Annotated in this window: 19 protein-coding genes; 5 read left to right on the top strand and 14 right to left on the bottom strand. The window is 64.7% G+C overall.

What is annotated here, in order from left to right; translation table 11 throughout:
* Positions 1–4: 4 nt before the first annotated feature.
* The 5 genes from urtD to MRBLMU1_RS02850 are packed head-to-tail and all read right to left on the bottom strand — an operon-like array spanning position 5 to position 5,963.
* Positions 5–802 carry an urea ABC transporter ATP-binding protein UrtD gene (gene urtD, locus MRBLMU1_RS02870; protein ID WP_363496743.1) on the bottom strand — a complete coding sequence of 266 codons (798 nt, stop codon included), beginning with the start codon at positions 800–802 and terminating at the stop codon, positions 5–7.
* Positions 799–1,902 carry an urea ABC transporter permease subunit UrtC gene (urtC, locus tag MRBLMU1_RS02865; protein WP_363496740.1) on the bottom strand — a complete coding sequence of 368 codons (1,104 nt, stop codon included), beginning with the start codon at positions 1,900–1,902 and terminating at the stop codon, positions 799–801. Before urtC ends, urtD begins: the two co-directional genes overlap by 4 nt.
* Complete coding sequence (gene urtB, locus MRBLMU1_RS02860) at positions 1,899–3,491, bottom strand: urea ABC transporter permease subunit UrtB (protein ID WP_363496737.1); 1,593 nt, start codon at positions 3,489–3,491, stop codon at positions 1,899–1,901. The genes urtC and urtB overlap by 4 nt, the downstream gene beginning before the upstream one ends.
* A gap of 57 nt (positions 3,492–3,548) precedes the next feature.
* Positions 3,549–4,805, bottom strand: a complete 1,257-nt coding sequence (gene urtA / locus MRBLMU1_RS02855) for an urea ABC transporter substrate-binding protein (protein WP_363496734.1) — start codon at positions 4,803–4,805, stop codon at positions 3,549–3,551.
* A 24-nt stretch (positions 4,806–4,829) separates the two neighbouring features.
* Positions 4,830–5,963, bottom strand: coding sequence for a porin (locus tag MRBLMU1_RS02850; protein ID WP_363496731.1), 1,134 nt, complete (start codon positions 5,961–5,963; stop codon positions 4,830–4,832).
* 186 nt (positions 5,964–6,149) lie between these two features.
* Between MRBLMU1_RS02850 and MRBLMU1_RS02845 the strand changes: the two genes are divergently transcribed.
* The 4 genes from MRBLMU1_RS02845 (at position 6,150) to MRBLMU1_RS02830 (ending at position 9,878) form a co-directional block, all read left to right on the top strand.
* The gene (locus tag MRBLMU1_RS02845) at positions 6,150–6,377 is read left to right on the top strand and encodes a hypothetical protein (RefSeq protein WP_363496728.1); all 228 of its coding nucleotides are present in this window, start codon (positions 6,150–6,152) and stop codon (positions 6,375–6,377) included.
* 75 nt (positions 6,378–6,452) lie between these two features.
* Entirely contained in the window at positions 6,453–7,562 is a 1,110-nt protein-coding gene (locus tag MRBLMU1_RS02840) for a DNA topoisomerase IB (protein WP_363496725.1), read from the top strand.
* A gap of 83 nt (positions 7,563–7,645) precedes the next feature.
* A complete protein-coding gene (locus MRBLMU1_RS02835) occupies positions 7,646–8,071 on the top strand; it encodes a hypothetical protein (protein ID WP_363496722.1) in 426 nt (141 codons plus the stop codon).
* 187 nt (positions 8,072–8,258) lie between these two features.
* Complete coding sequence (locus MRBLMU1_RS02830) at positions 8,259–9,878, top strand: methyl-accepting chemotaxis protein (protein WP_363496719.1); 1,620 nt, start codon at positions 8,259–8,261, stop codon at positions 9,876–9,878.
* On the opposite strand, the gene MRBLMU1_RS02825 is transcribed toward MRBLMU1_RS02830, so the two are convergent.
* The 8 genes from MRBLMU1_RS02825 to MRBLMU1_RS02790 all read right to left on the bottom strand — a co-directional run bounded on the left by MRBLMU1_RS02825 (position 9,814) and on the right by MRBLMU1_RS02790 (position 20,243).
* Positions 9,814–10,146, bottom strand: coding sequence for a hypothetical protein (locus MRBLMU1_RS02825; protein WP_363496716.1), 333 nt, complete (start codon positions 10,144–10,146; stop codon positions 9,814–9,816). The two genes, MRBLMU1_RS02830 and MRBLMU1_RS02825, sit on opposite strands and share 65 nt — an antisense overlap.
* Before the next feature lie 43 nt (positions 10,147–10,189).
* Entirely contained in the window at positions 10,190–10,714 is a 525-nt protein-coding gene (locus MRBLMU1_RS02820) for a GNAT family N-acetyltransferase (RefSeq protein ID WP_363496713.1), read from the bottom strand.
* 25 nt (positions 10,715–10,739) lie between these two features.
* On the bottom strand, positions 10,740–11,798 hold the full coding sequence (locus MRBLMU1_RS02815; RefSeq protein WP_363496710.1) for an AI-2E family transporter: 1,059 nt from the start codon (positions 11,796–11,798) through the stop codon (positions 10,740–10,742).
* 113 nt (positions 11,799–11,911) lie between these two features.
* On the bottom strand, positions 11,912–12,448 hold the full coding sequence (def, locus tag MRBLMU1_RS02810) for a peptide deformylase (protein WP_363496707.1): 537 nt from the start codon (positions 12,446–12,448) through the stop codon (positions 11,912–11,914).
* An 18-nt stretch (positions 12,449–12,466) separates the two neighbouring features.
* Complete coding sequence (gene ligA / locus MRBLMU1_RS02805) at positions 12,467–14,800, bottom strand: NAD-dependent DNA ligase LigA (RefSeq protein WP_363496704.1); 2,334 nt, start codon at positions 14,798–14,800, stop codon at positions 12,467–12,469.
* 14 nt (positions 14,801–14,814) lie between these two features.
* Complete coding sequence (locus MRBLMU1_RS02800) at positions 14,815–16,026, bottom strand: cell division protein ZipA C-terminal FtsZ-binding domain-containing protein (RefSeq protein WP_363496701.1); 1,212 nt, start codon at positions 16,024–16,026, stop codon at positions 14,815–14,817.
* Positions 16,023–19,550 (bottom strand): chromosome segregation protein SMC, encoded by a 3,528-nt coding sequence (gene smc, locus MRBLMU1_RS02795; protein ID WP_363496698.1) that lies wholly within the window; start codon positions 19,548–19,550, stop codon positions 16,023–16,025. The genes MRBLMU1_RS02800 and smc overlap by 4 nt, the downstream gene beginning before the upstream one ends.
* Before the next feature lie 99 nt (positions 19,551–19,649).
* On the bottom strand, positions 19,650–20,243 hold the full coding sequence (locus tag MRBLMU1_RS02790) for a phosphatase PAP2 family protein (protein ID WP_363496696.1): 594 nt from the start codon (positions 20,241–20,243) through the stop codon (positions 19,650–19,652).
* A gap of 260 nt (positions 20,244–20,503) precedes the next feature.
* On the opposite strand from MRBLMU1_RS02790, the gene MRBLMU1_RS02785 reads away from it, so the two are divergent.
* Entirely contained in the window at positions 20,504–21,142 is a 639-nt protein-coding gene (locus tag MRBLMU1_RS02785) for a LysE family translocator (RefSeq protein ID WP_363496693.1), read from the top strand.
* 21 nt (positions 21,143–21,163) lie between these two features.
* On the opposite strand, the gene MRBLMU1_RS02780 is transcribed toward MRBLMU1_RS02785, so the two are convergent.
* Positions 21,164–23,653 carry a DUF1631 family protein gene (locus tag MRBLMU1_RS02780; RefSeq protein ID WP_363496690.1) on the bottom strand — a complete coding sequence of 830 codons (2,490 nt, stop codon included), beginning with the start codon at positions 23,651–23,653 and terminating at the stop codon, positions 21,164–21,166.
* Between the last annotated feature and the right edge of the window lie 63 nt (positions 23,654–23,716).

Raw genomic sequence — 23,716 nt, 5'->3', positions numbered from 1 at the left:
TTCTTCAGCGTCCCAGATAGACTTCGATCACCCGCTCGTCGGACTGCACCTGCGCCATCGTCCCCTGCGCCAGCACCGAGCCCTCGTGCAGCACCGTCACCACGCCCTGCTGCGCGATCTCCGTGACGAACGCCATGTCATGCTCGACCACCATGATCGAATGCTTGCCGCGCAATTCGTTCAGCAGTTCCGCCGTGCGCGCCGTCTCGGCGTCGGACATGCCGGCCACCGGCTCGTCGAGCAAAATCAGCTGCGGCTCCTGCATCAGCAGCATGCCGATCTCCAGCCACTGCTTCTGGCCATGCGACAGCAGGCCGGCCAGCCGCGCCTCGCTGCCATTCAGGCGTATCAGTTTGAGTATCTCGTCGATCTTGCCATGCTGCTCGGAGTTCAAGCGCGCGAACAACGTGGGCCGCACCCGCTTGTCGGTCTTCATCGCCAATTCCAGGTTCTCGAACACCGTGTGCTGCTCGAAGATGGTCGGACGCTGGAACTTGCGGCCGATGCCGGCGTGGGCGATCTGGTACTCGGTCATGCGGCTCAAATCCATGGTCTGGCCGAAGTAGGCGGTGCCGGACGTCGGCCGCGTCTTGCCGGTGATAACGTCCATCATCGTCGTCTTGCCGGCGCCGTTAGGCCCGATGATGCACCGCAGCTCCCCGACCGAGATATCCAGGCTCAGTTTATTCAGCGCCCGGAAGCCGTCGAACGACACCGTGATCTCCTCCAGGTACAGGATCGCGCCGTGCGTCGTATCCAGTCCCTCCACTGCAACGCGGTCATAGCTCTCGTTTCCGCTCATGCCGCCTCCTCCTCGACCTTGCCCGAACCGTTGCCCCAACGCGCCGCCAGGCCGGCGATGCCCTGCGGCAGATAGCGCGTCACTAAAATGAATATCAACCCCAGCGCGAACAGCCACAGGTCCGGGAAGGCGCCGGTGAACCAGCTTTTCAACCCATTGACCGAGAACGCGCCGATGATGGGACCGATCAACGTGCCGCGCCCGCCGACGGCGGCCCAGATCACCATCTCTATCGAATTCGCCGGCGACATCTCGGACGGGTTGATGATGCCCACCTGCGGCACATACAAGGCGCCGGCGATCCCGCACAGCACCGCCGACAGCGTCCAGACGAACAACTTGAACCACAGCGGGTTATACCCGATGAACATCAGACGCGACTCCGAATCGCGCACCGCCTGCAACACCCTTCCCAGCTTGGACCGCACGATCGCGCGGCACAGCAGCAGCGAGCCGACCAGCACCGCCAAGGTCACCAGATACAAGGTCGCCTTGGTGCCGGGCGCGCTGATCGAATATCCGAGAATGCGCTTGAAGTCGGTGAAGCCGTTGTTACCGCCAAAGCCGGTGTCGTTACGGAAGAACAGCAGCATAAAGGCATACGTCATCGCCTGCGTGATGATCGAGAAGTACACGCCCTTGATGCGCGAGCGGAAAGCGAAGAAGCCGAACACGAAGGCCAGCACGCCCGGCACCAGCACCACCAGCGCCAGGCAGTACCAGAAGCTGTCGGTCGCGGTCCAGTACCACGGATAGGTTTTCCAGTCGAGGAAGACCATGAAGTCCGGCAGCTCGCTCTGGTACACGCCGTCCCTGCCGATGGCACGCATCAGGTACATGCCGTGCGCGTAGGCGCCCAGCGCGAAGAACACGCCGTGGCCCAGCGACAGGATGCCGGCATAACCCCACACCATGTCCAGCGCCAGGGCGGCCAGCGCGTAGCACATGAATTTTCCGATCAGGCTAACCATGTAGCTTGGCACGTGCAGCGCGTGGCCGTCCGGGAAAACCAGGTTAAGCAACGGCAGCGCCGCCAACACCACGCAGGTCGCGACGATGCCGCTCCACGCCCGGCGCGAAAATAAAGAGTTATGAATCATTCGGCACTCCTGCCTTTCATGGCGAACAGACCCTGCGGCCGCTTCTGGATAAAGATGATGATGAAGATCAGGATGGCGATCTTGGCCAGCACCGCGCCGGCCACCGGCTCAAGGAATTTATTGGCCTCGCCCAGGCCGATCGCGGCGATGATGGTGCCGGCCAGTTGGCCGACGCCGCCCAGCACCACCACCATGAACGAATCGACGATGTAGCCCTGGCCCAGGTCCGGTCCCACATTACCAAGCTGCGACAGCGCCACCCCGCCCAGGCCGGCGATGCCGGAGCCCAGGCCGAAGGTCATCATGTCGATCTTGGCGGTGGAGACGCCCACGCAGCCGGCCATGCGGCGGTTCTGCATCACGGCGCGCACGAACAATCCCAGTCGCGTCTTGTTCAGGATCAGCCACACGCCCGCCACCACGATCATGGCGAAGACGATGATGGCGATGCGGTTGTAGGCCAGCACCAGGTTGCCCAGCACCGTCACGCCGCCCGACATCCAGGATGGATTGGCCACTTCGACGTTCTGCGCGCCGAAGATGGTGCGCACGCCCTGCATCAGTATCAGGCTGATGCCCCAGGTGGCCAGCAGCGTCTCGAGCGGACGGCCGTAGAGCCAGCGGATCACGGTGCGCTCCATCGCCACACCCACCGCCGCCGTCACCAGGAAGGCGGCCGGCAGCGCGGCGATCAGGTAGGCGTCCACCGCCGACGGGAAGTACTGGCGGAAAGCCGTCTGGCACAGATAGGTGGTGTAGGCGCCTATCATGAGCAGCTCGCCGTGCGCCATGTTGATGATGCCCATCAGGCCGAAGGTGATGGCCAGGCCCAGCGCCGTCAGCAGCAGCACGCTGCCGAGCGAGATGCCGTAGAAGACATTGCCGATAAATTCTGTGCGCGCCAAGCGGCTGTCGATGGCGGCGAGCGTGCGCGCCGCGGCGACACGGACGCCTTCATCCGGCTCGGCCGGCGTGCCGTCCGCATTCTTGGTCAGCATGGTTTGCAGCGCCGGGCGCAGGTTGGCGTTGCTGCTATCGGCCAGCGCCTCCACCGCGCTTTTGCGCTTGGCGGCGTCCGGCGATTGCAGGTTGGCGGTCGCCGCGACCAGTTGCAGCAAGGGGCGGATGTCGGCGTCGGTTTCCTTGGCCAGCGCTTTTTCGATCAGCGGCGCCTGCGCCAGGGTCACGCTTTTTTGCAGCTCGGTGACCGCCGCGAGGCGTTCGGTGCGGTCGGGGGAAAGGAGTTTGAGCGCCGACAGCGCGTCGTCGATGGCGCCGCGCAGACGGTTGTTGATCATCAGACCATCGATCCCCTCGGGCAGCGGCCCGGTGGCGCCGGTGGCGGGGTTGTAGGCCTTGTCGTCGGTGACGATCAATACCTGGCCTTCGGGCGTCGCGTAGGCGTCGCCGTTTTTCATCGCCATCAGCAGGCGGGTGGCGTCGTCATTGGCCAGGGCGCCGATCTGGCCGACCGCCGCGATGCGGGCGTCGGCGTCGTCGCCCGTCAATGGCGCCAGCAAGGCGCTGTCGATGGCCGCCTGTGCCGCGCCGGAGAGCAGCAGCGCGGCGATAAGCAGGAGTTTTTTCAAGATACATTCCTCATATGAAGCCGGCCGGCCACCGGACGGTGGCCGGCCTTCGACCGATTACAGCTTCTGCTTACCCTCGTTACCAGGGATGTACGGGCTCCAAGGCTGCGCGCGCACCGGACCTGGCGTTTTCCACACGACATTGAACTGGCCGTCGGCGCGGATCTCGCCAATGAACACCGGCTTGTGCAGGTGGTGGTTGGTGGCGTCCATCGTCAAGGTGAAGCCCGAAGGCGCCTTGAAGGTCTGGCCGCCCATCGCCGCGATCACCTTGTCGGTGTCGGTCGACTTGGCCTTCTCCACCGCCTGCGCCCACATATGGATGCCAACGTAGGTCGCTTCCATCGGATCGTTGGTGACCACGGTTTTCGCGTTCGGCAGCTTCTTGGCGACGGCGTAGGCCTTCCACTTCTTGATGAAGTCCGTGTTGACCGGGTTCTTCACCGACTCGAAGTAGTTCCATGCCGCCAAGTGGCCCAGCAACGGCTTGGTATCGACGCCGCGCAGTTCCTCTTCGCCCACCGAGAACGCCACCACCGGTACGTCGGTCGCCTTCAGGCCGGCGTTGCCCAGCTCTTTGTAGAACGGCACGTTGGAGTCGCCGTTGATGGTCGAGATCACGGCCGTCTTGCCGCCCGCCGAGAACTTCTTGATGTTGGCGACAATGGTCTGGTAATCGGAATGGCCGAACGGGGTGTACACCTCGTCGATATCGCTATCCTTCACGCCTTTGCTTTTCAGGAAAGCGCGCAGGATCTTGTTGGTGGTGCGTGGATAGACGTAGTCGGTCCCCAGCAGCACGAAGCGCTTGGCGCCGCCGCCGTCCTTGCTCATCAGGTATTCAACGGCGGGAATCGCCTGCTGGTTCGGCGCCGCGCCGGTGTAGAAGACGTTCTTTTCCAGTTCCTCGCCCTCGTACTGCACCGGGTAGAACAACAGGCTATTCAACTCTTTAAACACCGGCAGCACCGATTTGCGCGACACCGAGGTCCAGCAGCCGAAGACGACGGCCACCTTGTCCTGGGCGATCAGGCCGCGCGCCTTTTCGGCGAACAGCGGCCAGTTGGAGGCCGGATCGACCACCACCGCCTCGAGCTTCTTGCCCATCACGCCGCCCTTGGCGTTGATCTCGTCGATGGTCATCAAGGCGACGTCCTTGAGCGACGTCTCGGAGATGGCCATGGTGCCGGACAGCGAGTGCAGGATGCCGACCTTGATGGTGTCGGCTGCATAAACATTCACACCGGCGGCCAGCAGGGACGTGGCGGCGGCGATGCGGCTGATGGTGCCGATGAAATTGCGACGATTTTGCATGTGATAGCTCCGTGGATAACGAGATTAATATTGCAGCTGCAAAGTGACCGAGAACTTGTCCTGGCTGGCCACGCTGGTGACCTTGGTCTTCGAGTACACGGCGCTGATTTGCGCGTTGTAGCCGTCGATGATGTAGTTCACGCCGGCGTCGATTTGTCTGGTATCGATGTTGGTATCGGCGGAGAACTTCTGCCAGCGGGCGAACGGCTGGACCTTGCCCCAGCCGAGCTTCTGGTCGAAGATGTAGGACACGCCAGCCGAATAGGCGTTGCCCTGCTCCGCCAGGATGATGTTGTCGGTGTCATAGTCGTAGTAGGCCGCTTCCACCGCCACCGCGCCGGAGCCCTTGATACGCTTCTCCATCAGGAAGTCGACGTTGTAGGAGCTGTATTTGCCGCTCTTGGCGACGGTCAGGATGCCGTCCTTCTGGTAGCGTCCCGCCACGCCGATCGACAGGATGTCGGCGTTGCCAAGGAAATTGCCGGTGCCGTAGTAACCCGGTTCCGCGTCCCAGAAGTCGTACTGCAGGCGCCCCGCGTACATCAGCGAATCGTCGGCGTTGACGCCGGCCGCCTTGGCCTGCGACTGCGTCAGCGAACCGATGCCGAAGGTGTGGCCCTCGAAAGCGCCGAAGGAGTAACCGAGCTTGCCGTCGGCGACATTGCCCCAGACGACGACGCCGTCGTCGCGGCCGCGGAAGATGCCGCCGTTGTAGCCGTAGCGCGAGGCCACGCCGGCCCAGTAGCCGCCGCCCATCGAGTAGTACGGCCCGGCCATGTTGGCGCGGTCGCTCGGCGACAGCAGGCGGCCGGCCCAGATATTGAATTCGGGGGAGATGGCGAACTGGCCGGCGGCGTCGAGCACGCGGATCTTGTCGCCGTCCCACTCGGTGTTGAACATGCCCTTGATGTTCTTGTTCAGCGAGGCGCCGAAGTACAGGCGGCCGCTGTCCAGATTGAAGTCCTGCGAGCGCCCGCTGCCGTTGGGCGCCGCGTCTTCGGCGCTGGTGAAGCTCTCGCGCAGGCCGAAGCCGACGCTGACCGACTTGTCGTCGCCCATGTTGATCGTCGCGCCGGCGCAGGCCGGGTTGGATATACCCGCCGCCACCGCCGCCACCGCCGCCACCAGCAATTGCTGGCTTCCCCGTTTCAGACGCATCGTGTTTCCCCTTGGTTGGACTGTTGTTGAACTAATGTTGCAACTTTAGCCAGCGGGGGTAACGCGGGGAATACGTCGAATGACGTAGTGGTAAAGGTGGGACATGCGCGCGCCAATCGCAAGGCCGGCGAATTAATGACGCAATCGTGGCACAATCGCGCTTTCAGATCCGAACGAAAGACCACCATGACCATCTTTGCCGCCCCCGTCTTCGACGCCACCGTGATCTACGAGGGCAACGAACTGTTCAAAGGCCAAGGCGCCGCGCGCGGCTGGGCCGAGAAACTCGCCAAGGAACTCGAGTGCGAAATCGGTGTCGAAAAGATCGGCACCGGCTGGGTGTTGTGCGGCACCGTCGACGGCGAGCCGTGCAAATGGAGCATCGTCGGCCAGCGCCTCAAGCGCATGGATTAAAGCGTGCGTTATCGCACATCGTTGCCCTGTTTCAAGAGGTAGGATTCTTCCTAACCTGCATAGACGAGGACAGCGATGAAGCGCGATCACCCAGCGGCAAACACGCCGGCCGCCGCACCTGCGACGGCCGAAGCGACGGCGCAAGCCTCGGCGGCGGCCAAATCGGCCGGCCTGCGCTACGTGCACGACTACCAGCCCGGCATCGCGCGCCGCAAGCGCGGCAAGACCTTTTACTACGTCGACGCCGACGGCCACCCGGTCAAGGACGCCGACACGCTCGCGCGCATCAAATCGCTGGTGATACCGCCCGCCTGGACCGACGTCTGGATCTGCAAACAGCCGCTGGGCCACCTGCAGGCGACGGGCCGTGACGCGCGCGGCCGCAAGCAGTACCGCTACCATCCGCGCTGGCGTTCGCTGCGCGACGAATCGAAGTACGAGCGCATGCTCAAATTCGGCAAGGCGCTGCCGGCCATCCGCAAGGCCGTCGACACCGCGCTCAAACTGCCGGGCCTGCCGCGCGAAAAGGTGCTCGCCACCATCGTCTACCTGCTGGAGGCAACCATGATGCGCATCGGGAACGAGGAATACGCGCGCGAGAACAAGTCGTTCGGCCTGACCACCTTGCGCGACCGCCACGTGCGGCTCGACGGCACCAAGGTCGAGTTCCGCTTCCGCGGCAAGAGCGGCGTCAACCACACCGTCCAGGTCCAGGACCGCCGGCTGGCCAACACCATCCGCCGCACGCTGGACCTGCCGGGCCAGGAATTGTTCCAGTACGTCGACGACGACGGCAATCCGCACACGGTGGGCTCGGCCGACGTCAACGAGTATCTGCAATCGATCGCCGGCGAGGACTACACCGCCAAGGACTTCCGCACCTGGTCGGGCACCGTGCTGGCGGCGGTCGCGCTGCTGGAATATGAAAAGTACGACTCGGAGGCGCAGGCCAAGAAGAACATCGTGCAGGCCATCGAATCGGTGGCCAAAAAACTCGGCAACACGCCGACCATTTGCCGCAAGTGCTATGTGCATCCGGCGGTGATCGAGTCCTACCTCGACGGCACGATGCTGACGGCGCTGCGCCAGCGCGCCAAGGAGGAGTTGAAGGAAGACCTGCACGAGCTGCGTCCGGAGGAAGCGGCGGTGCTGGCGCTGTTACAACAACGTCTGCAGGCCGGGTGAAGAAGCGGTTGCCGGGTTCCGCTTCGCTCGCGCGGGCCCGGCCTTCGGGGTAGAATCTACTTCCCGATACCGCGAGTCCGCCCATGTCCCCTGCCCTGCCATTTCCCATCCGCAAAGAGTGCCCGCCCGGCGCCTGCGAATGCCGGCATGGCGAGCTGCTGGACGCGTGGGAGCGCGACGGCCAGACCGACATCCGCGTGCTGCGGCTGACGCGCGAAGAGGAAAAAGCGCTGATCGCCCGCATCGAGGCGATCGACAGCTACGAAGCGCTGGGCCGCATCGAGCAGCGCATGCAGGAACTGCTGGGCATCCGCCTGACGATCACGCCCAGCGCCAACGGCGTGCGCACCGTGATGGGCTTACAGATCAAACTGGCCGAGCAGCCCGGCCTGTGCCGGCGCACCCGCGAAAACATTCCCGCCGCGATACGCCGTTGCTTCGGCCAGCATCCCGAGATCATCTACGCGCTGCTGAACGCCCGCGACCTGCTGGGCGCGGAGCAGGACTGACGGCATCCCCGCCGCAAGTGCCCGAATGCCAGCGCGCTTGACCGCAGGTCTGGCTGTACCCGCCCGCCGCCCCACCTCCAAATATTTTACCCTCAAGCAATAATAAACCGGCTGTGTTACAGTCGTAAATTGCCGTGCGACAATAATAACAGTCGTTATCCATACAACAACTGCAACAGAGGACATCATGAAGTTCAAGGGAATGAAGATCGGCACGCGTCTGGCGATGGGTTTCGGCGCCGTGTTCGTGCTGATGATAGCCCTTACCGGCCTGGGCATCGGCCGGGTGTCGAGCATCGACCGCATGCTCACCCATATCAGCGACGTCAACAACGTCAAGCAGCGCTACGCCATCAATTTCCGTGGCAGCGTGCACGACCGCTCGATCGCCGCGCGCGACGTCGTGCTGGCCGCCGACGCGGCCGCCTTGCAGATCGAGCTCGATAAGATCGCCAAGTTGGCCGACGCCTACGCGCAATCGGCCACGCCGCTCGACCAGCTCTTCGCCACCGCCACCGATTTGACGCCGGAAGAACGCGCCGCGCTGGCCGGCGTCAAGGCCAGCGAGACCCGGACCGTGGCGCTGCTGAATCAGGTGATCGCGCTGCGCAAGGCCGACAACATCGCCGAGGCCACCACCGTATTGCAAACGAAGGCCGCGCCGGCGTTCGTCGACTGGCTGGCCTCGATCAACACCATGATCGACCTGGAGGAAAAGATGAGCCGGGAGGAAGCGGCACAGGCGCGCCACGTGGCGGCCAGCTTCTTTTTCTTCATGCTGATGCTCTGCGCCATCGCCATCGCGGTCGGCATGTTCGCGGCCTGGCGCATCAGCCGCGGCCTGCTGCGGGAACTGGGCGGCGAACCGTCGTACGCGGCCGACATCGTCGGCAGCATCGCCGCCGGCAACCTGGCCGTCGTCATCGACACCAAGGCGGGCGACCGAGGCAGCCTGCTGCACGCGATGCGCGTCATGCGCGACAGCCTGGTCGACATCATCGGTCAGGTGCGCGCCGGCAGCAAGACCATCGCGCAGGCGTCGGCCGAGATCGCGGCGGGTAATCTGGACCTGTCCGGCCGCACCGAGCAGCAGGCCGGCACGCTCGAAGAAACCACTTCGTCGATGGAGGAGTTGACCGGCACCGTGAAGAAAAACGCCGAACATGCGCACCAGGCCAACCAGTTGGCGTTGTCGGCGTCGCAGGTGGCCGTCAAGGGCGGCGACGTGGTGGCGGAAGTGGTTACAACGATGAGCTCGATCAACGCGTCGTCGAAGCGGATCGTCGACATCATCGGCGTCATCGACGGCATCGCGTTCCAGACCAACATCCTCGCGCTCAACGCCGCCGTGGAGGCGGCGCGCGCCGGTGAACAGGGTCGCGGCTTCGCGGTCGTCGCCAGCGAGGTGCGCAACCTGGCGCAACGCTCGGCGGCCGCCGCCAAGGAAATCAAAACCTTGATCGGCGACTCGGTCGACAAGATCGACACCGGCACCAAACTGGTCAACGAAGCCGGCGCGACGATGCTGGACATCGTCGACAGCGTCAAGCGGGTGACCGATATCATGAGCGAGATCTCGAGCGCCAGCGCGGCGCAGACATCCGGGATCGAGCAGGTCAACGCGGCCATCGGCACCATGGACGCGGTGACGCAACAAAACGCCGCGCTGGTCGAGCAGGCGGCAGCGGCCGCCGACGCGCTCGAAACGCAGGCCGCCAACCTCGCGCGCGTGGTCGGCGTGTTCAGGCTGGACGACGGGGAAGCACCTGTTGCGCGTAAGGCGTATTCGCGACAGCTCGCCGGTTGAAATCAGGCGCGCCGTCGGTCCACCATACCGGGCCGCGCTCGCCCAAGGCGCGCTTGGCCTCATCGACGGCGGCGCGGGCGAGGCGTTCCGCTTCGGCGTCGCCAGCCTTCACGGCCGCGCCGACCTGCCTGCGCGCCTGCATCAGGAGATCGACCAGCCGCTGGCGCTCCTCGGGCGCGAGGTTGGGATTACTCATGCGCCAAAGCCGGCCGTTGACGATGAAGTAGCGGCCGTCGGGCGTGCTGGGATACTTGTTCGGAGGAGGCATGGGATGACTATACCCTGCACAGATTCAGGCTTTCGTACGGGCGCTAACCCAGATCGATGGACAACATTCCGACGGGGCCGAGCGTGTAGCCCAGCTTTTTTAAGAACCGCTGCGCCCGGTGGTTCTCGCTGGCCACATCCGCCGTCAAACGTCGCAACCGCAAATCGTCTTTAGCGAAACACGTCAACAGGCCGATCGCTTCCGCCATGTGGCCGCGCCCCCAGGCGGCCGGCGTTAGCATGAACCCGACCTCGGCAGTCCGCTGTGCCGGATCGAAGCTGTGAAGGCCGCAAGTTCCGATCAGTGGGCCGTCGCGCAAGACGACGGCCCACTCCAGCGACTCCCCATGGGCAAGCAGCCGCCGCACGCTCGCGAGCATGAGCGCGACCGTCTCCAGGTCCGGAAAAGGTGGCTCATCCGTATATCGCATGACGAGCGGGTCGCCATACAGATCGAGCAGCGCCCCCGCGTCGTCATCCTCCATGGCCCGCAGGACCAACCTTTCACTCCGCAACGTGGGTAGCTCCGCAGGGAGAAGCTGAACCAACCGCGGGGTCAAGTCTGACATTCGGACACGCTCTCTTGCGTGGGACTCACTCGGTATGAAACTCGGTGGCCGTCGCGAACAAATCCCACGCCGCGATGAACAGCGCCGCGATCACCGGGCCGATGACGAAGCCGTTCAGCCCGAACAAGGCCATGCCGCCGACGGTCGACAGCAGCACCACGTAATCGGGCATCTTGGTGTCCTGGCCGACCAGCACAGGGCGCAGGAAGTTGTCGACCAGGCCGATGACGAACACGCCGAACGCGGCCAGGGTGACGCCCTGCCACACCTCGCCCGTCGCCAGGAAATAGATCGCAACCGGCGCCCAAACGATGGCCGCGCCGATGGCCGGCAGCAACGACAGGAAGGCCATCAGCACGCCCCACAGCACCGGCGCGCGCACGTCGAGGAACCAGAAGATCAGTCCACCCAGCGCGCCCTGGGCGATGGCGACCAGGATGTTGCCCTTGACGGTGGCGCGGATCACGGTCGTGAAATTGAGGAACAGGCGCTGCTTGTACTTGGGGCTCAGCGGGACGGCTTCCTTGATGCGCTTGGACAGCTTGTCGCCGTCGCGCAGCAGGAAGAACAGCAGGTACAGCAAAATACACAGGCTGGTCAGGAAATCGAACGTGTACAGCCCGGCATTGATGGCGCGCTTGGCCACCTCCTGGCTCACTTGCGACGCCACCTCGGTGAGCTTGTCCTGCAGATACGCCAGGCTGGTCAAGTGGAAGCGGTCGAGCAGCGAGATCAGCCAGTTCGGCAGCGCGGCCATGATCTTGTTGAAGAACATGGCCACCGTGATTTCACCGGAGCGCACCATCTCGACCACCGAGGCGGCCTGGTTGACGATCGATATGGACACCAAGGTCAGCGGCAGGATGACGATCACGGTGATCAATAGCAGCGTCAACAGCGAGGCGAGGTTGGCCTTGTTCCGGGTTCTTTGCAGCAGCCAGCGATAGATCGGCGCGAACAGGATCGCCAGCACGACGCCCCAGAAGATGGCCCCGCCATAAGGCGCCAGTATCCATACGAAGGCGATGGTGACCATGCCCAGCAGGGCCAGGAATACTTTTTGTTGGAACGAGAATTGTGGCATGGTTTATAGTTATTTGAATAATGATCTGGTTTCATATCATAGACGAAGCCGCACCATGCTCGCGTACGCCAACTAACAGTCATCGCGGCGACGGCGCCGGACAACAAAGGTAGTCAATCGTCGTCGTTGGGATCGAGGTCGGGGAACATCACTTCGGTGAAACCGAACTTGGAGAAGTCGGTGATGCGCATCGGGTACAGCACGCCGAGCAGGTGGTCGACTTCATGCTGCACCACGCGCGCGTGGAAGCCGTCCACGTCGCGCGAGATCGGCTGGTTGAACTGGTCCACGCCTTCGTAGCGCAGCTTGGTCCAACGCGGCACGCTGCCGCGCAGCCCCGGCACCGAGAGGCAGCCTTCGAAGCCCTCTTCCTTTTCGTCCGACAGCGGCGTCAGGACGGGATTGATCAACACCGTTTCCGGCACCTGCGGCGCGTCCGGATAACGCGGATTTTGCTTGAAACCGTAGATCACAAGCTGCAGGTTGACGCCGATCTGCGGTGCCGCCAGGCCGGCGCCATTGGCCGCGTGCATGGTGTCGAACATGTCGGCGATCAGCTGGTTCATCTCCGGCGTGCCGAATTCGGTCACCGGTTCGGCCACGCGCAGCAGGCGCGGATCGCCCATTTTCAGGATTTCACGTACGGTCATCTCGCCACCCTTTTTCCGTTATTTCGCCAGCAGTTCCTGCAGGCCCGCCTCGTCGAGGATGGTCACTTCCAGTTCCTGCGCCTTGGCCAGCTTGCTGCCGGCGTCGGCGCCCGCCACCAGATAGTGGGTCTTCTTCGACACTGAACCGGAGACCTTGCCGCCCTGCGCTTCGATCATCGCGGCCGCCTCGTCGCGGCTCAGGTTCGGCAGCGTCCCTGTCAGCACGAAGGTCTTGCCGGTCAGCGGACCTTCGGCCGCTTCCTCAGGCAGTTGCGCCAGCAGGTCCTCGCGTAACTGGTGCAGCGAGGCGACCAGCTCGCGGTTGCCCGGTTCGGCCATCCACGCCGTCAGCGATTCGCCGACGGCGGCCGGCAGGCCGAAGACAGTGAAGATCGGCAGATTCGACATCGCCTTCAAGTTCATGCCCTGGTCCACCAGCTGCTTGCTGCGCGGTTCGGTCAGTTTCGGGATCGCTAGCGCGGCCATCAGCTTGACGGTGTCGAGCTTCTCGCGCAGCTTGGCGCTTGGCGGATGCTCGCCTTTCGGCGTCACGCCGGCCGCCAGCAAGGCGTCGATGGCTTCCTGGTTTTTCGGCTCGGCAAAGAATTCGGCGATCGACAGCGCCACCGTGCCGCCGATATCGGGCAGCACGCGCAGCAGCGCGGCCGGCACGCGGCGTATCAGGTCGAAGCGCCCCAGCCACTCGGCCAAGGTCTTGGCGGTCGATTCTCCGACGTGGCGGATGCCGAGCGCGAACAGCAAGCGTTCCAGCGGCGGGTTCTTGCTGGCGGCGATGGCCTCCAGCAGATTGTCGGCCCACTTGGTGGCGATCTTGCCCTTGGCGACGGTCTCCGGCGTCGTGCCATCGCGCTCGTCGGCCAGCCGCTTCATCTCCAGCAGGTCTTCCAGCTTAAGCGAGTAGAGGTCGGCCACGCGCTGCACCTTGCCCCATTCGACCAGGCTGTCGATGTAGCGGTCGCCCAGGCCTTCGATGTCCATCATCTTGCGGCCGGCGAAGTGGCGGATCGCCTCCTTGCGCTGCGCGGAGCAGAACAAACCGCCGGAGCAGCGGGCGATCGCCTCGCCCTCTTCGCGCACCACGTGCGAGCCGCACACCGGGCAGGTTTTCGGCAATACGTACATCGCCGGTTCCGGCGTCGGGCGGCGCTCCAGCACCACGGCCAGCACTTCCGGGATCACGTCGCCGGCGCGGCGCACGATCACCGTGTCGCCGACGCGCACGTCCTTGCGGCGCACTTCATCTTCGTTATGCAGCGTCGCGTTGGTGACGTTGACGCCGCCGACGAACACCGACGCCAGCCGCGCCACCGGCGTGATGGCGCCGGTGCGGCCGACCTGCACCTCGATCGCCTGCACGGTCGTCAGCGCTTCCTCGGCGGGGAATTTGTGCGCCAGCGCGAAACGCGGCGCGCGCGACACGAAGCCCAGCGTGCGCTGATCTTGCAGCAGATTGGTTTTGTAGACCACGCCGTCAATCTCGTATGGCATCGTCGGACGCGCTTCGCCGATCTGTTTGTAGTACGCCATCAGACCTTCGTAGCCCCGCACCACCGCGCCCTCTTTCGCCACCGGCAAGCCGAGCGTGCGATACCAGTCCAGCAGCGCGGAATGGGACGGCGGCATGTCGGCGCCTTCCAGCATGCCTATGCCGTAGCAGAAGAAACTGAGCTTGCGCTGGCGCGTGATGCGCGAATCGAGCTGGCGCAGGCTGCCCGCCGCCGCGTTGCGCGGATTGACGAACTCCTTCTGGCCGGCCTCGCGCTGGCGCGCGTTCAGCGCGTCGAAGTCGCTTTTGAACATCAGCACCTCGCCGCGCACGTCGAGGACGGCGGGCGGATTCTTCGTGTCGAGGCGCAGCGGAATCGTGCGGATGGTGCGGATATTGGCCGTCACGTCCTCGCCGGTGTAACCGTCGCCGCGCGTGGCAGCTTGCACCAGCACGCCGTTTTCGTAGCGCAGGTTGATGGCCAGGCCGTCGTATTTGACTTCGGCCGCGTATTCGACGGCTCCGGCCGAGTCCAGGCCCTCGCGCACGCGGCGGTCGAAGTTTTCGACATCCTCGTCGGCGAAGCCGTTGTTCAGCGACAGCATCGGCACCGAATGGGTGACCTGGTCGAACTGCGGCAGCGGCGCCGCGCCCACGCGCTTGGTCGGCGAATCGGCCAGCACCAGCTCCGGATGCTCGAGCTCCAGCGCCTGCAACTCCATGAACAGCTTGTCGTACTCCGCATCCGGGATGGTGGGCGCGTCCTCCACATGATAGGCGTGCAGGTGCCGGTTCAGCTCAGCGCTCAGCGATTCGATACGCGCCTTGTAATCCACTTCAGTCATTGCTACTTCCAGAATCAGCTAAACAAACGCAGGGCGCGGGTGGAACCGGCCGGGATATCGGCCTCGTTCATCTCGGTGTAAAAGTCCTGTACCTGCGTGGCGATCTCGCCCAGCGCGGCATCGGTCAGCGGCTGGTTGTAGTCGTCGACGATGGTCGCGTCCAGACGCCCCACCAGCGACTTGGCACAGGCCACCATGGCGCCGAAACCGTCGCGCGCCGGCGCCACGCATGGCACGTCCAGCAGCAGGGTCAGACGCGAGGTGGTTTCCTCGGCCAGCGTGACGTTGGTCGACAGCGAGAACAGGAAGCCGCCGTCGCCGTCCGGCATGACGAAACGGCCGTCCGGACGCACGTCGAAGCCCTGCTTCTCCAGCGCGCCGATCAGGGTCGAAATGGCCCACGGCGCGCCGTTCGATTGCAGGTTGACGCCCAGCTGCGCGTCGTGGCCGGCAACGAAGCGGTGCAGATTGCGCGCCTCGGCCATCACTTCGATCATGTCCGGGATCTCCGGCTCGGCGCCGATTTCGTCGGCCATGGCGCGCAGGCGCGTGACCAGTTCCGAGTATTCCAGTTCGTTCAAGGCGGTGCTGCGGCTGGCCAGTTGCACGCCACCCTGCAGCTTGGTGTAGACGCCGCCGTGGACGATCGGTTCCCAGTCGCCGCTGACGGCCAGGCCGATGTAGTGCACCGGCTTGTTGCCGACCATGCGCAGGGTTTGCAGCACCGGCAGCAGCTTGTCGCCGCGCGCCGCGCCTTCCAGCGCCAGCGGCAGCAGGCAGTCGATCAACGGGTCGACCAGCGCGGTGGCCTGTTCGGCGGCGGCCGCCGATGCCGCGTTGGCGCGCGCGATCAGCGCCGCTTCGGCGGCCTCCGTCGACGCGGACGGATCGATGGCGTCGGTGCTGAATTCCCCCGCGACCGCCGCCAGCGCGGATGCCGCCGCAGCCGCTTCGGCGCCCGCTACGCCAGGCGCGCCGGTGTCGCCGTCGAGCGAGAAGCTCGGCTCCTGGCGCACGCCGGGGACCGCGTCGACATGGGGTTCGATGCGCGGCTCCGGACGCGCGGCCGGGGTTTCGCCGGTGCGCATCAGCACATCGTCGTGATCGGTCGCGAAGGCGCGTTCGACGCTCTTCTTGGCCTTGTATTCCTGGATTTTGTTGTAGGTGAATACACCGGCGACGAATACGCCGGCGATCCCGATCAAACTCATTTGAAGGTCTGTCATGCTGCTTGTGCCTCTGAAGCGAAGTTGGCGGCGGATTCCATATCCACCGCCACGATGCGCGATACGCCCTGCTCCTGCATCGTCACACCGATTAGTTGATTGGCCATCTCCATCGCAATCTTATTGTGCGAGATGAAGAGGAATTGGGTATGGTCGGACATCCGTTTGACCATCCGGCAGAATCGTTCGGTATTGGCGTCGTCCAGCGGTGCGTCGACCTCGTCGAGCAGGCAGAACGGCGCCGGGTTAAGTCGGAACATCGAGAACACCAGCGCCGTCGCCGTCAGCGCTTTTTCGCCGCCGGACAGCAGGTGGATGGTGGCGTTCTTTTTACCCGGCGGCTGCGCCATGACCTGCACGCCGGAGTCGAGAATTTCATCGCCGGTCATGATCAACTTGGCCTGGCCGCCGCCGAACAGGATCGGGAACAGCTCGGAGAAGTGACCGTTGACGCGGTCGAAGGTGTCCTGCAGCAGATCGCGCGTTTCCTTGTCGATCCGCGCGATGGCGTCTTCCAGCGTGTTGATCGCCTCGTTCAAGTCGGCGTTCTGCGAATCGAGGAAGTTCTTGCGCTCGGACGCCGTCGCCAGCTCGTCCAGCGCCGCCAGGTTGACCGCGCCCAGCATCGAAATGGCGTTGGTCAGGCGCGTGACCTCGCCCTGCAGATACGACGCCTTCATATCCGGATGCAGCTTCTCGGCCAGCGCCGCCTCGTCGGCCTGCACCTCGGCCAGCTGCGCGGCGAACTGTTCCTGGTTCAGGCGCGCGGCCTGCTCCTTGAGCTGCATTTCCATGATCTTGTCGCGCTGCGGTTGCAGCGCGCGCTCGGTCGACATGCGCCCTTCCTCGAATTGGCGCAGCTGCTGCGTGATCTGGTCGAGCTCATGGCGCGCGTCCGACAGCGCCTTCTCCTGGTCCGTGCGGCGGTCCAGCAAGTCCTGCAGGCCGTCGTTGGCGGAGCCGGATTCCATCGTCGCCAGTTCAAGCTGGCCCGCTTCCAGGCTCTGCGTCACCTGCGCCACCTGCGCGGTCGCGGTGGCGATCGAACGGCGCAATTCCTCGATCTTGCTGCGCTGGGATTTTTCGGCGAACTGCGCCTCCTGCGCGGCGCGCTCCAGATCGCGCAGGGCTTCGCGGGCGTCGGCCAGGCGCTGTTCCTTTTCCAGGAACACGGTCTGGCCGTCCTCGTGGTCGCCCTGCAGGTTGCCGAGCTCCATATCGAGCTGCTCGAACTTTTCCTCGGACTCCATCTTGATCTGGGTCTGTTCTTCCTCCTGCGCCGCGATTTCGGCCAGGTCGGTTTCGATCTGGTTGCTGCGCTGGTTGAAGCGCGCCTCGATCTCCGACAGCTTGACGACGTCGAGCTGCAGGGTGTGCACCGACTGCTGCAGGCTTTGCAGCTTGGCGCGGTACTCGGTCAGGCGGCGCGTGTGCTCCGACAGCGCCGCCTCCGCGCGCACCGAACGCGCACGCGCCTCGTCGGCCAGCATCTGCTGCGCGCGCAGCTGCTTGGTGATGTTTTCGATTTCCTGCTGCCGCCCCAGCATGCCGTCCTGCTCCGAGTCGGCCGCATAGAAGCGCACGCTGTTCTGCGTGACGACGTGGCCCTGGCGGGTGACGAAGTAGCCGCCGGCCGGCAGCCTGGCGCGTTCGGCGAAGGCTTCGGCCGCGTCCTCGGCGTGGTAGGCGTTGTGCAGCCAGTCCTGCAGCAGGCCGCGCAGCGACGGGTCGTTGAGCTTGAGCAGATTCAGGAACGGCTTCAGGCCCGCCACTTCCACCGGCGCCGGCGGCACCGCCGTCGACGGCGCGAACAGCGCCAGCTTGGCCGGCGGCGCGTCGCCGAAGAAGGCCTTGGCCCATTCGATGTTCGACATCTGCAGCGCCGAGGTGCGCTCGCGCAGCACCGACTCCAGCGCCGTCTCCCAGCCCGATTCGATATTCAGTTTTTGCCACAGGCGCGGCAAGGAATCGAGCTCGTGCTTTTGCAGCCATGGCGTCACCTTGCCTTGGGTCTGCACGCGTTCCTGCAACTGCCGCAGCGCGTTCAGGCGCGCTTCCAATTGGGCGTTGGCGGCGGTTTCGCTATTGACCTGCTGCTGCGCGGCCTGGCGTTCTTCCTCAAGGCGCGGCTGCTGCTCCAGCGCCTCCTCCAGCAGGAAGCTCTGTTCTTCCAGCGCCTGCTGCTTTTCCTCCAGCTGCATGCGCATATTGGCCAGGTGCGCGCTGTCGGGCAGACTAAGGCCGCTCTTTTCCTGCTGCAGGCGCTCGCGCCGCACGGCCAGGCCGTTGAGGATGTTGCTGGCGTTGCGCTGGTGCGCGGACTCCAGCTCCAGCTGCTGCTGCGCCTGCATGATGCGGGCGCGCGATTCGGTGCTCTTGGTTTGCGCCTCGCGCCATGCCTGTTCCAGCATCGGCAGCGACTCGCCTTTTTGCTCGGCCATCATCTGCGATTGCTCGACCTTGGCCGACAGCTCTTCAAGCGTGAATTCGGCTTCCTCGATTTGGCCGCCGTATTCGCTGGCCTGGTTCTGCCACTGGTCGCGCTGCGCGGTCAGCGCCGCCAGCTGCGATTGCAGGCGGCCGCGCGATTCGATGACGAACTTGATCTGCGCTTCCAGGCTGCCGATTTCGGCGTTGGTCTGATACAGGCTGCCCTGCGCCGTGTGCAGGCGGTCGCCGGCGGCGAAGTGCGCCTGGCGCATGTGCTCCAGGGTCGCCTCGACGTTGCGCAGCTTCGCGGTCTGCTCCTCCAGATCGTTCTGCGCCAGCTCCACCTCGCGGAAGTACTTTTTCTGCTCGTTCTCGGCTTCGATTTTGCGCAGCAGCCAAAGCAGCTTTTGCTTCTCTTCCTGGTCCGATTGCAGCTGGTGGAACTTGGTCGCGACGGCGGCCTGGGCTTCCAGCTTCTCCAGGTTCGAATTCAGTTCGCGCAGGATGTCCTCGACGCGCAGCAGGTTCTCGCGGGTGTCGTGCAGACGGTTTTCGGTTTCCCGGCGGCGCTCCTTGTACTTGGAGACGCCGGCCGCCTCCTCGAGGAACACCCGCAGTTCCTCGGGACGCGATTCGATGATACGGCTGATCATGCCCTGGCCGATGATGGCGTAGGCGCGGGGACCGAGGCCGGTGCCGAGGAAGATATCCTGGATATCGCGCCGGCGCACCGGCTGGCCGTTGATGTAATAGGTCGAGGTGCCGTCGCGCGTCAAGGTGCGCTTGACGGCGATCTCCGCGTACTGGCCCCACTGGCCGGCGGCCTTGCCGTCGTTGTTGTCGAAGACCAGTTCGACCGACGCCCGCCCGGCCGGCTTGCGGTGGGTCGAGCCGTTGAAAATGACGTCCTGCATCGACTCGCCGCGCAGCTCGGAGGCCTTGGATTCGCCCAGCACCCAGCGCACGGCGTCGATGATATTCGACTTGCCGCAACCGTTGGGTCCCACCACGCCAACCAGCTGACCAGGCACCTGGAAATTGGTGGGATCAACGAAAGACTTGAATCCCGACAATTTTATGGAAGATAGACGCACGTGATTATCTGGGCTCTGGGCTGTAAAAGATCACAATAATACCATTTAGCGCATTAAATAAGATCAAAACACGGTCTACACCGGCGCCCCGCCGCGCGCCTATTCGTGCCCCCGGTGCCGGGAGTCCTGCCACATGGCGCGGGTGTAGGGTTCATCGCGGCCAGACAGGTACAGCGCGGCCTGGGTGATCCACTGCTCGGCCGGCACCGGCTCGACGCGCGGCGCGATCAGCAGGATCGGCAGGCACAGCACGACCAGCATCCGGCTCAGCGCCCAATGGTGCTCGTTGCTGGCGTAGCGGATGAAGGCGGCGGCGATGGCCAGCCCCAGTATCGTCCCGGTGACCGACTCGGACACCGAGTGCGCCATCGTCGGCACGCGCGAGATGGAGATGAGGATGGCGAAGACCACCCCGGCGGCCGTGGCCAGATACCTGGCGTTGCTGCTGGAGCTGCGGAAGGCGAGGAAGGCGGCGACCGGATAGACGGCCGCAGAGCGCATCGCGTGGCCGCTGAAGCCGGCGAACTCGACCGACTCGACGCCAACGCCCCAGCCCACGAACGCCATCTTGGTGATGACGACCAGCGCCATGCCGACGCCGAACAGCACGCCCCACATCCAGGTGAGCCGCCAGGACTTGCCCGCGATCAGCCAGACGGCGATCGCCACGCCGATCGGTCCCGTTACCGCCAAACTACCCGCTACGCTTAGAGCATGCCACCATATCATCCAATCACCGCCTTTCAATTATTTTGCACTGCACCATCATTAGACCATACCCGGCCGTATTTGGCCGAACAATTGCCGCAAAACAACCTTGTTTAGGCAAATAATAAGGCACATACCAGCACGCACGAAGCGTGCCCGAGGCAAAAAAGGAGTCCGCCAGCAGCTTCGGGGACGGCATGGCATACTGTTGCTCATCCTCATTGTTGTTTGATCGGAATCGCTTCATGACCCTCTCGACCTGGCTGTTATTCCTCTCCGTTTCCCTTGCGGCCGCGTTCAGCCCGGGACCGGGCGTTCTCATGGCCATCTCGACGGCCGCCACGCAGGGCGCGCGGCGCGCATTGTATAGCTCGCTGGGAAATGCGCTGGGTGTGTTCATCGTCGCCACCACCGCCGTCGCCGGCCTGGGCCTGGTGCTCAAGACCTCGGCGCTGGCCTTTGGCGCGCTTAAGGTGGCCGGGGCCGCCTACCTGATCTATCTCGGCGTGAAAACCTGGCGCCAGGCGTCGGCGGCGCCGGTACAGGCCGATGAATCCGCGCCGCAGGCCCCAGTCGCGCAGGCCAGCCGCTTCAACACCTTCCGCTCCGGCCTGCTGGTGGCGGTGAGCAATCCCAAGGCGATCCTGTTCTTCACCGCCGTATTTCCGCAATTCATGCCGCCAGACCACATCGATCCGACGCGCTTCCTGCTGTTGACGTCGGCCTTCACCGCCTGCACGCTACTGTCGCACTTCTTCTATGTGGCGTGTGCATCATGGATGAAACGCAAGGTGCGCCAAAGCGCGGCCCGCTCGCGCTTTACCAAGCGCACCACCGGCGCCTTGTTCATCGGCATGGGCGGCGCGCTGCTGACCGTGAAGTAATCAGACCGGGTTTGATGCGCGTCAGCCGAACGCCGACGCCGGCGGATCGGCCGACGCGTCGTTGACGGCGGAGCGCGCCAGCGCTTCGGACAGCGCGAGGGCCACCACGCCGTCGTTGCGCACCACCTGCGCGGTGTTTTCCTGGAATTGCCGCGCCAATTGCTCGCCCGATATCGAGAACGCCTCCTGCCGCGTGGCGGTCGAGAAGATGTACAAGGTGCGCAGCGGACTGATCCACGCCAGCTTGACCTTGCGCCGGCCGCCGTCCGGCTGCGCGAACTCCAGCCACATGCCGCGCCGTAGCCCCTCGACTTCGATGGCCGCCTCCTCCTCGGCCGCTTCGAGCTCCGGCTGGCTGGCGCGCGCGTCGGCCTCGGCCTCGTCGGCCGCGTCGGCCTTCGCCTGCAGCTCCAGGCGCCGCTCGGCGGCCTGCCGCGCCACCTGCACCGATATTTCCAGTTGGCGCTCCGGCGACAGGTCCAGCGGCGCGCGCACGATGGACGCGTGGCACTCGGCCAGCTCGGCGAAGAATTGCAGGCGGTCGGCGTCCTGCCACTTGATCACGTCGAGCCACTTGTTCAAGGTCGCCAGCATGCCGGGCAACTTGGCGATCAACAGCTTGCGGTCGTCGGCGTTCAACTTGGGACGCACGCTCCAGATCAGTTCGTCCATGGCCTTGGTGGCATTGTTGACGGCGCCCGGCTTGCCGTCTTCGATGCTGTAGGCGACGGTCAGAACGGAGACCCAGCGCTGCTCGAGGAAGGCTTCCACCACGGCGATGACCTCGCCGGTGCCGATGCGCAAGGCCACGGCGTTTTTCGCCAGCTTGGCCGATTCCGCCATCTTTTCCTGCTTGAGCGCGGCGGCGATCGGTTCGGCGATGGCGGCCGCGGCGGCGCGCTCCTCGGCCTGGATCGACGCCTCCAGGTCGTTGACCGCCTGCGCGAACACCGACAGTTCCTGGTCGTAGTCGCGGCCGACGCGGTCGACGCTGCGTTGCATCGCCTTGAACAACGGATCTTCCGGCCCCTTGCGCTGCTCCCAACCCATGCGCGACAGCAGATCGATCATGCGGCGCGCCGGGTGCTCCTCCTGGAAGAAGAAGTTCTTGTCGACCAGCGCGGCCTTGAGCACGGGGATCTGCAGGAAGCGGATCAGATCGCGTATTTCCTGCGAGATGTTCTGATCGCGGAAGACGGTGTCGAAGATCGCCGTCAGCAAATCGATGGTGCTTTCGTCGGCGCGCGTCAGGCTGCCCTGCGGCACGCTTTGCTTTATGTTGGGCAAGTAGAACACGTTGGCGGGGATGGGCGCGCCGCCGGGCGCCGGTGCGCCGTCGGATTCCTCCTTGCCAACCGCGCCCGCCGCCGTGGTGGCCTGTAACTGTGCCAGATAGGCGAACAGCGGCTGCTTGGCGCCGATCTGCGACTGCCGCTGGGCTTGCTCGTTGCTGACGCCGCGCGGCTGGAAACCCTGGGCCGGGCCCTGCACCCAGACGCCCCCGGGCGCGCCGGCGGTGGCGAAGCCCGGCGCCGGACCCGCGACGGTGCCGCCAACCGCCCGCGCGGCCGCGCCCTGCCCGGCCGCGTTCGGCACCCAGACGGCGCCGGAGTTCAGCGCCGACATCGGCAAATCAGGAATGCTCAGATCGATACCGCCGGCGCCCTGCAGCAAGCCGCCGGCGATGTTGTCGACAATCTGGCCGGCGGCCGAACCGGCGACATCGCTGGACGCGAAAAATTGCCGTAGCTGCTGAGCCAGCGCCGCCTGGCTGCCGCGCGCGCGCTCGTTGGCCGCCGCCCTGGCCGCATCGGCCTTGCGCCCCTTGTAGCCATCCACCGAGCCCGGCAACACACCCTTGCTTTGCAACGCGAGGTTCAGCGCCTCGAGCATCGGCCCCAGCTCGATGAACATGCCCGGTTTGATGAGCGGTTGCAACAGCGGGGCCGATTCCGGCTCGGGATCGAATTCCAGCCACGCCCGCTGCAAGGCCACCAGGAACACCTCGGGGCGGAACGGGTTCTGGCTCACGCGCAGGATGTCGCGGTCCAGCAGGAACGCCAGCCGCACATTCAACGTCTGCAACGCGTCCGAATGCAGCGATTCGAACGGCTTGCTGACGCCGCCAAGCGCCACCCGGGTATCCATTTCCTCGAACGGCACCAGCGCCATCGGCTGGTCGGCGCCGCCGCGCTTGTCCTTGACGGACGGCGCCAACTCGGCGATCTCGCGGCGCAGCGCCTTCTCCAGGGCCTCCGTCGCCAGATGCAGGAACGCGAAGTGGCGGTTGCGCAGCAGATTGCCGGCACGCAGCCGTTGCTGGATGGCGCGCGTGTCGCCATCGGTGGCGTCGATCAGCGCGCCGGCCAGTTTGGTGGCCAGTTCCAGATATTGGTCGCCCGCATGCTTGACGGCGATGCCGATCAAGTCCTCCAACAAGCCATGCCGCGGCGAGACCGTCTTTTTCGGCCCGCCGCTGGTGCTCGGAGTGGTTGAGGTGTTAGCCATCATGTCGGCCTGCTGGTGATCGATCCGTAGACCTCATTCTTGCACAGTATTTCCACATGGCAATAC

This window comes from Burkholderia sp. LMU1-1-1.1 (genome assembly GCF_040675865.1).
Taxonomy (GTDB): domain Bacteria; phylum Pseudomonadota; class Gammaproteobacteria; order Burkholderiales; family Burkholderiaceae_D; genus Rugamonas.
The sequence above is the reverse complement of the archived record's forward strand: the minus strand, read 5'-3'. Positions and strand labels throughout refer to the sequence as shown.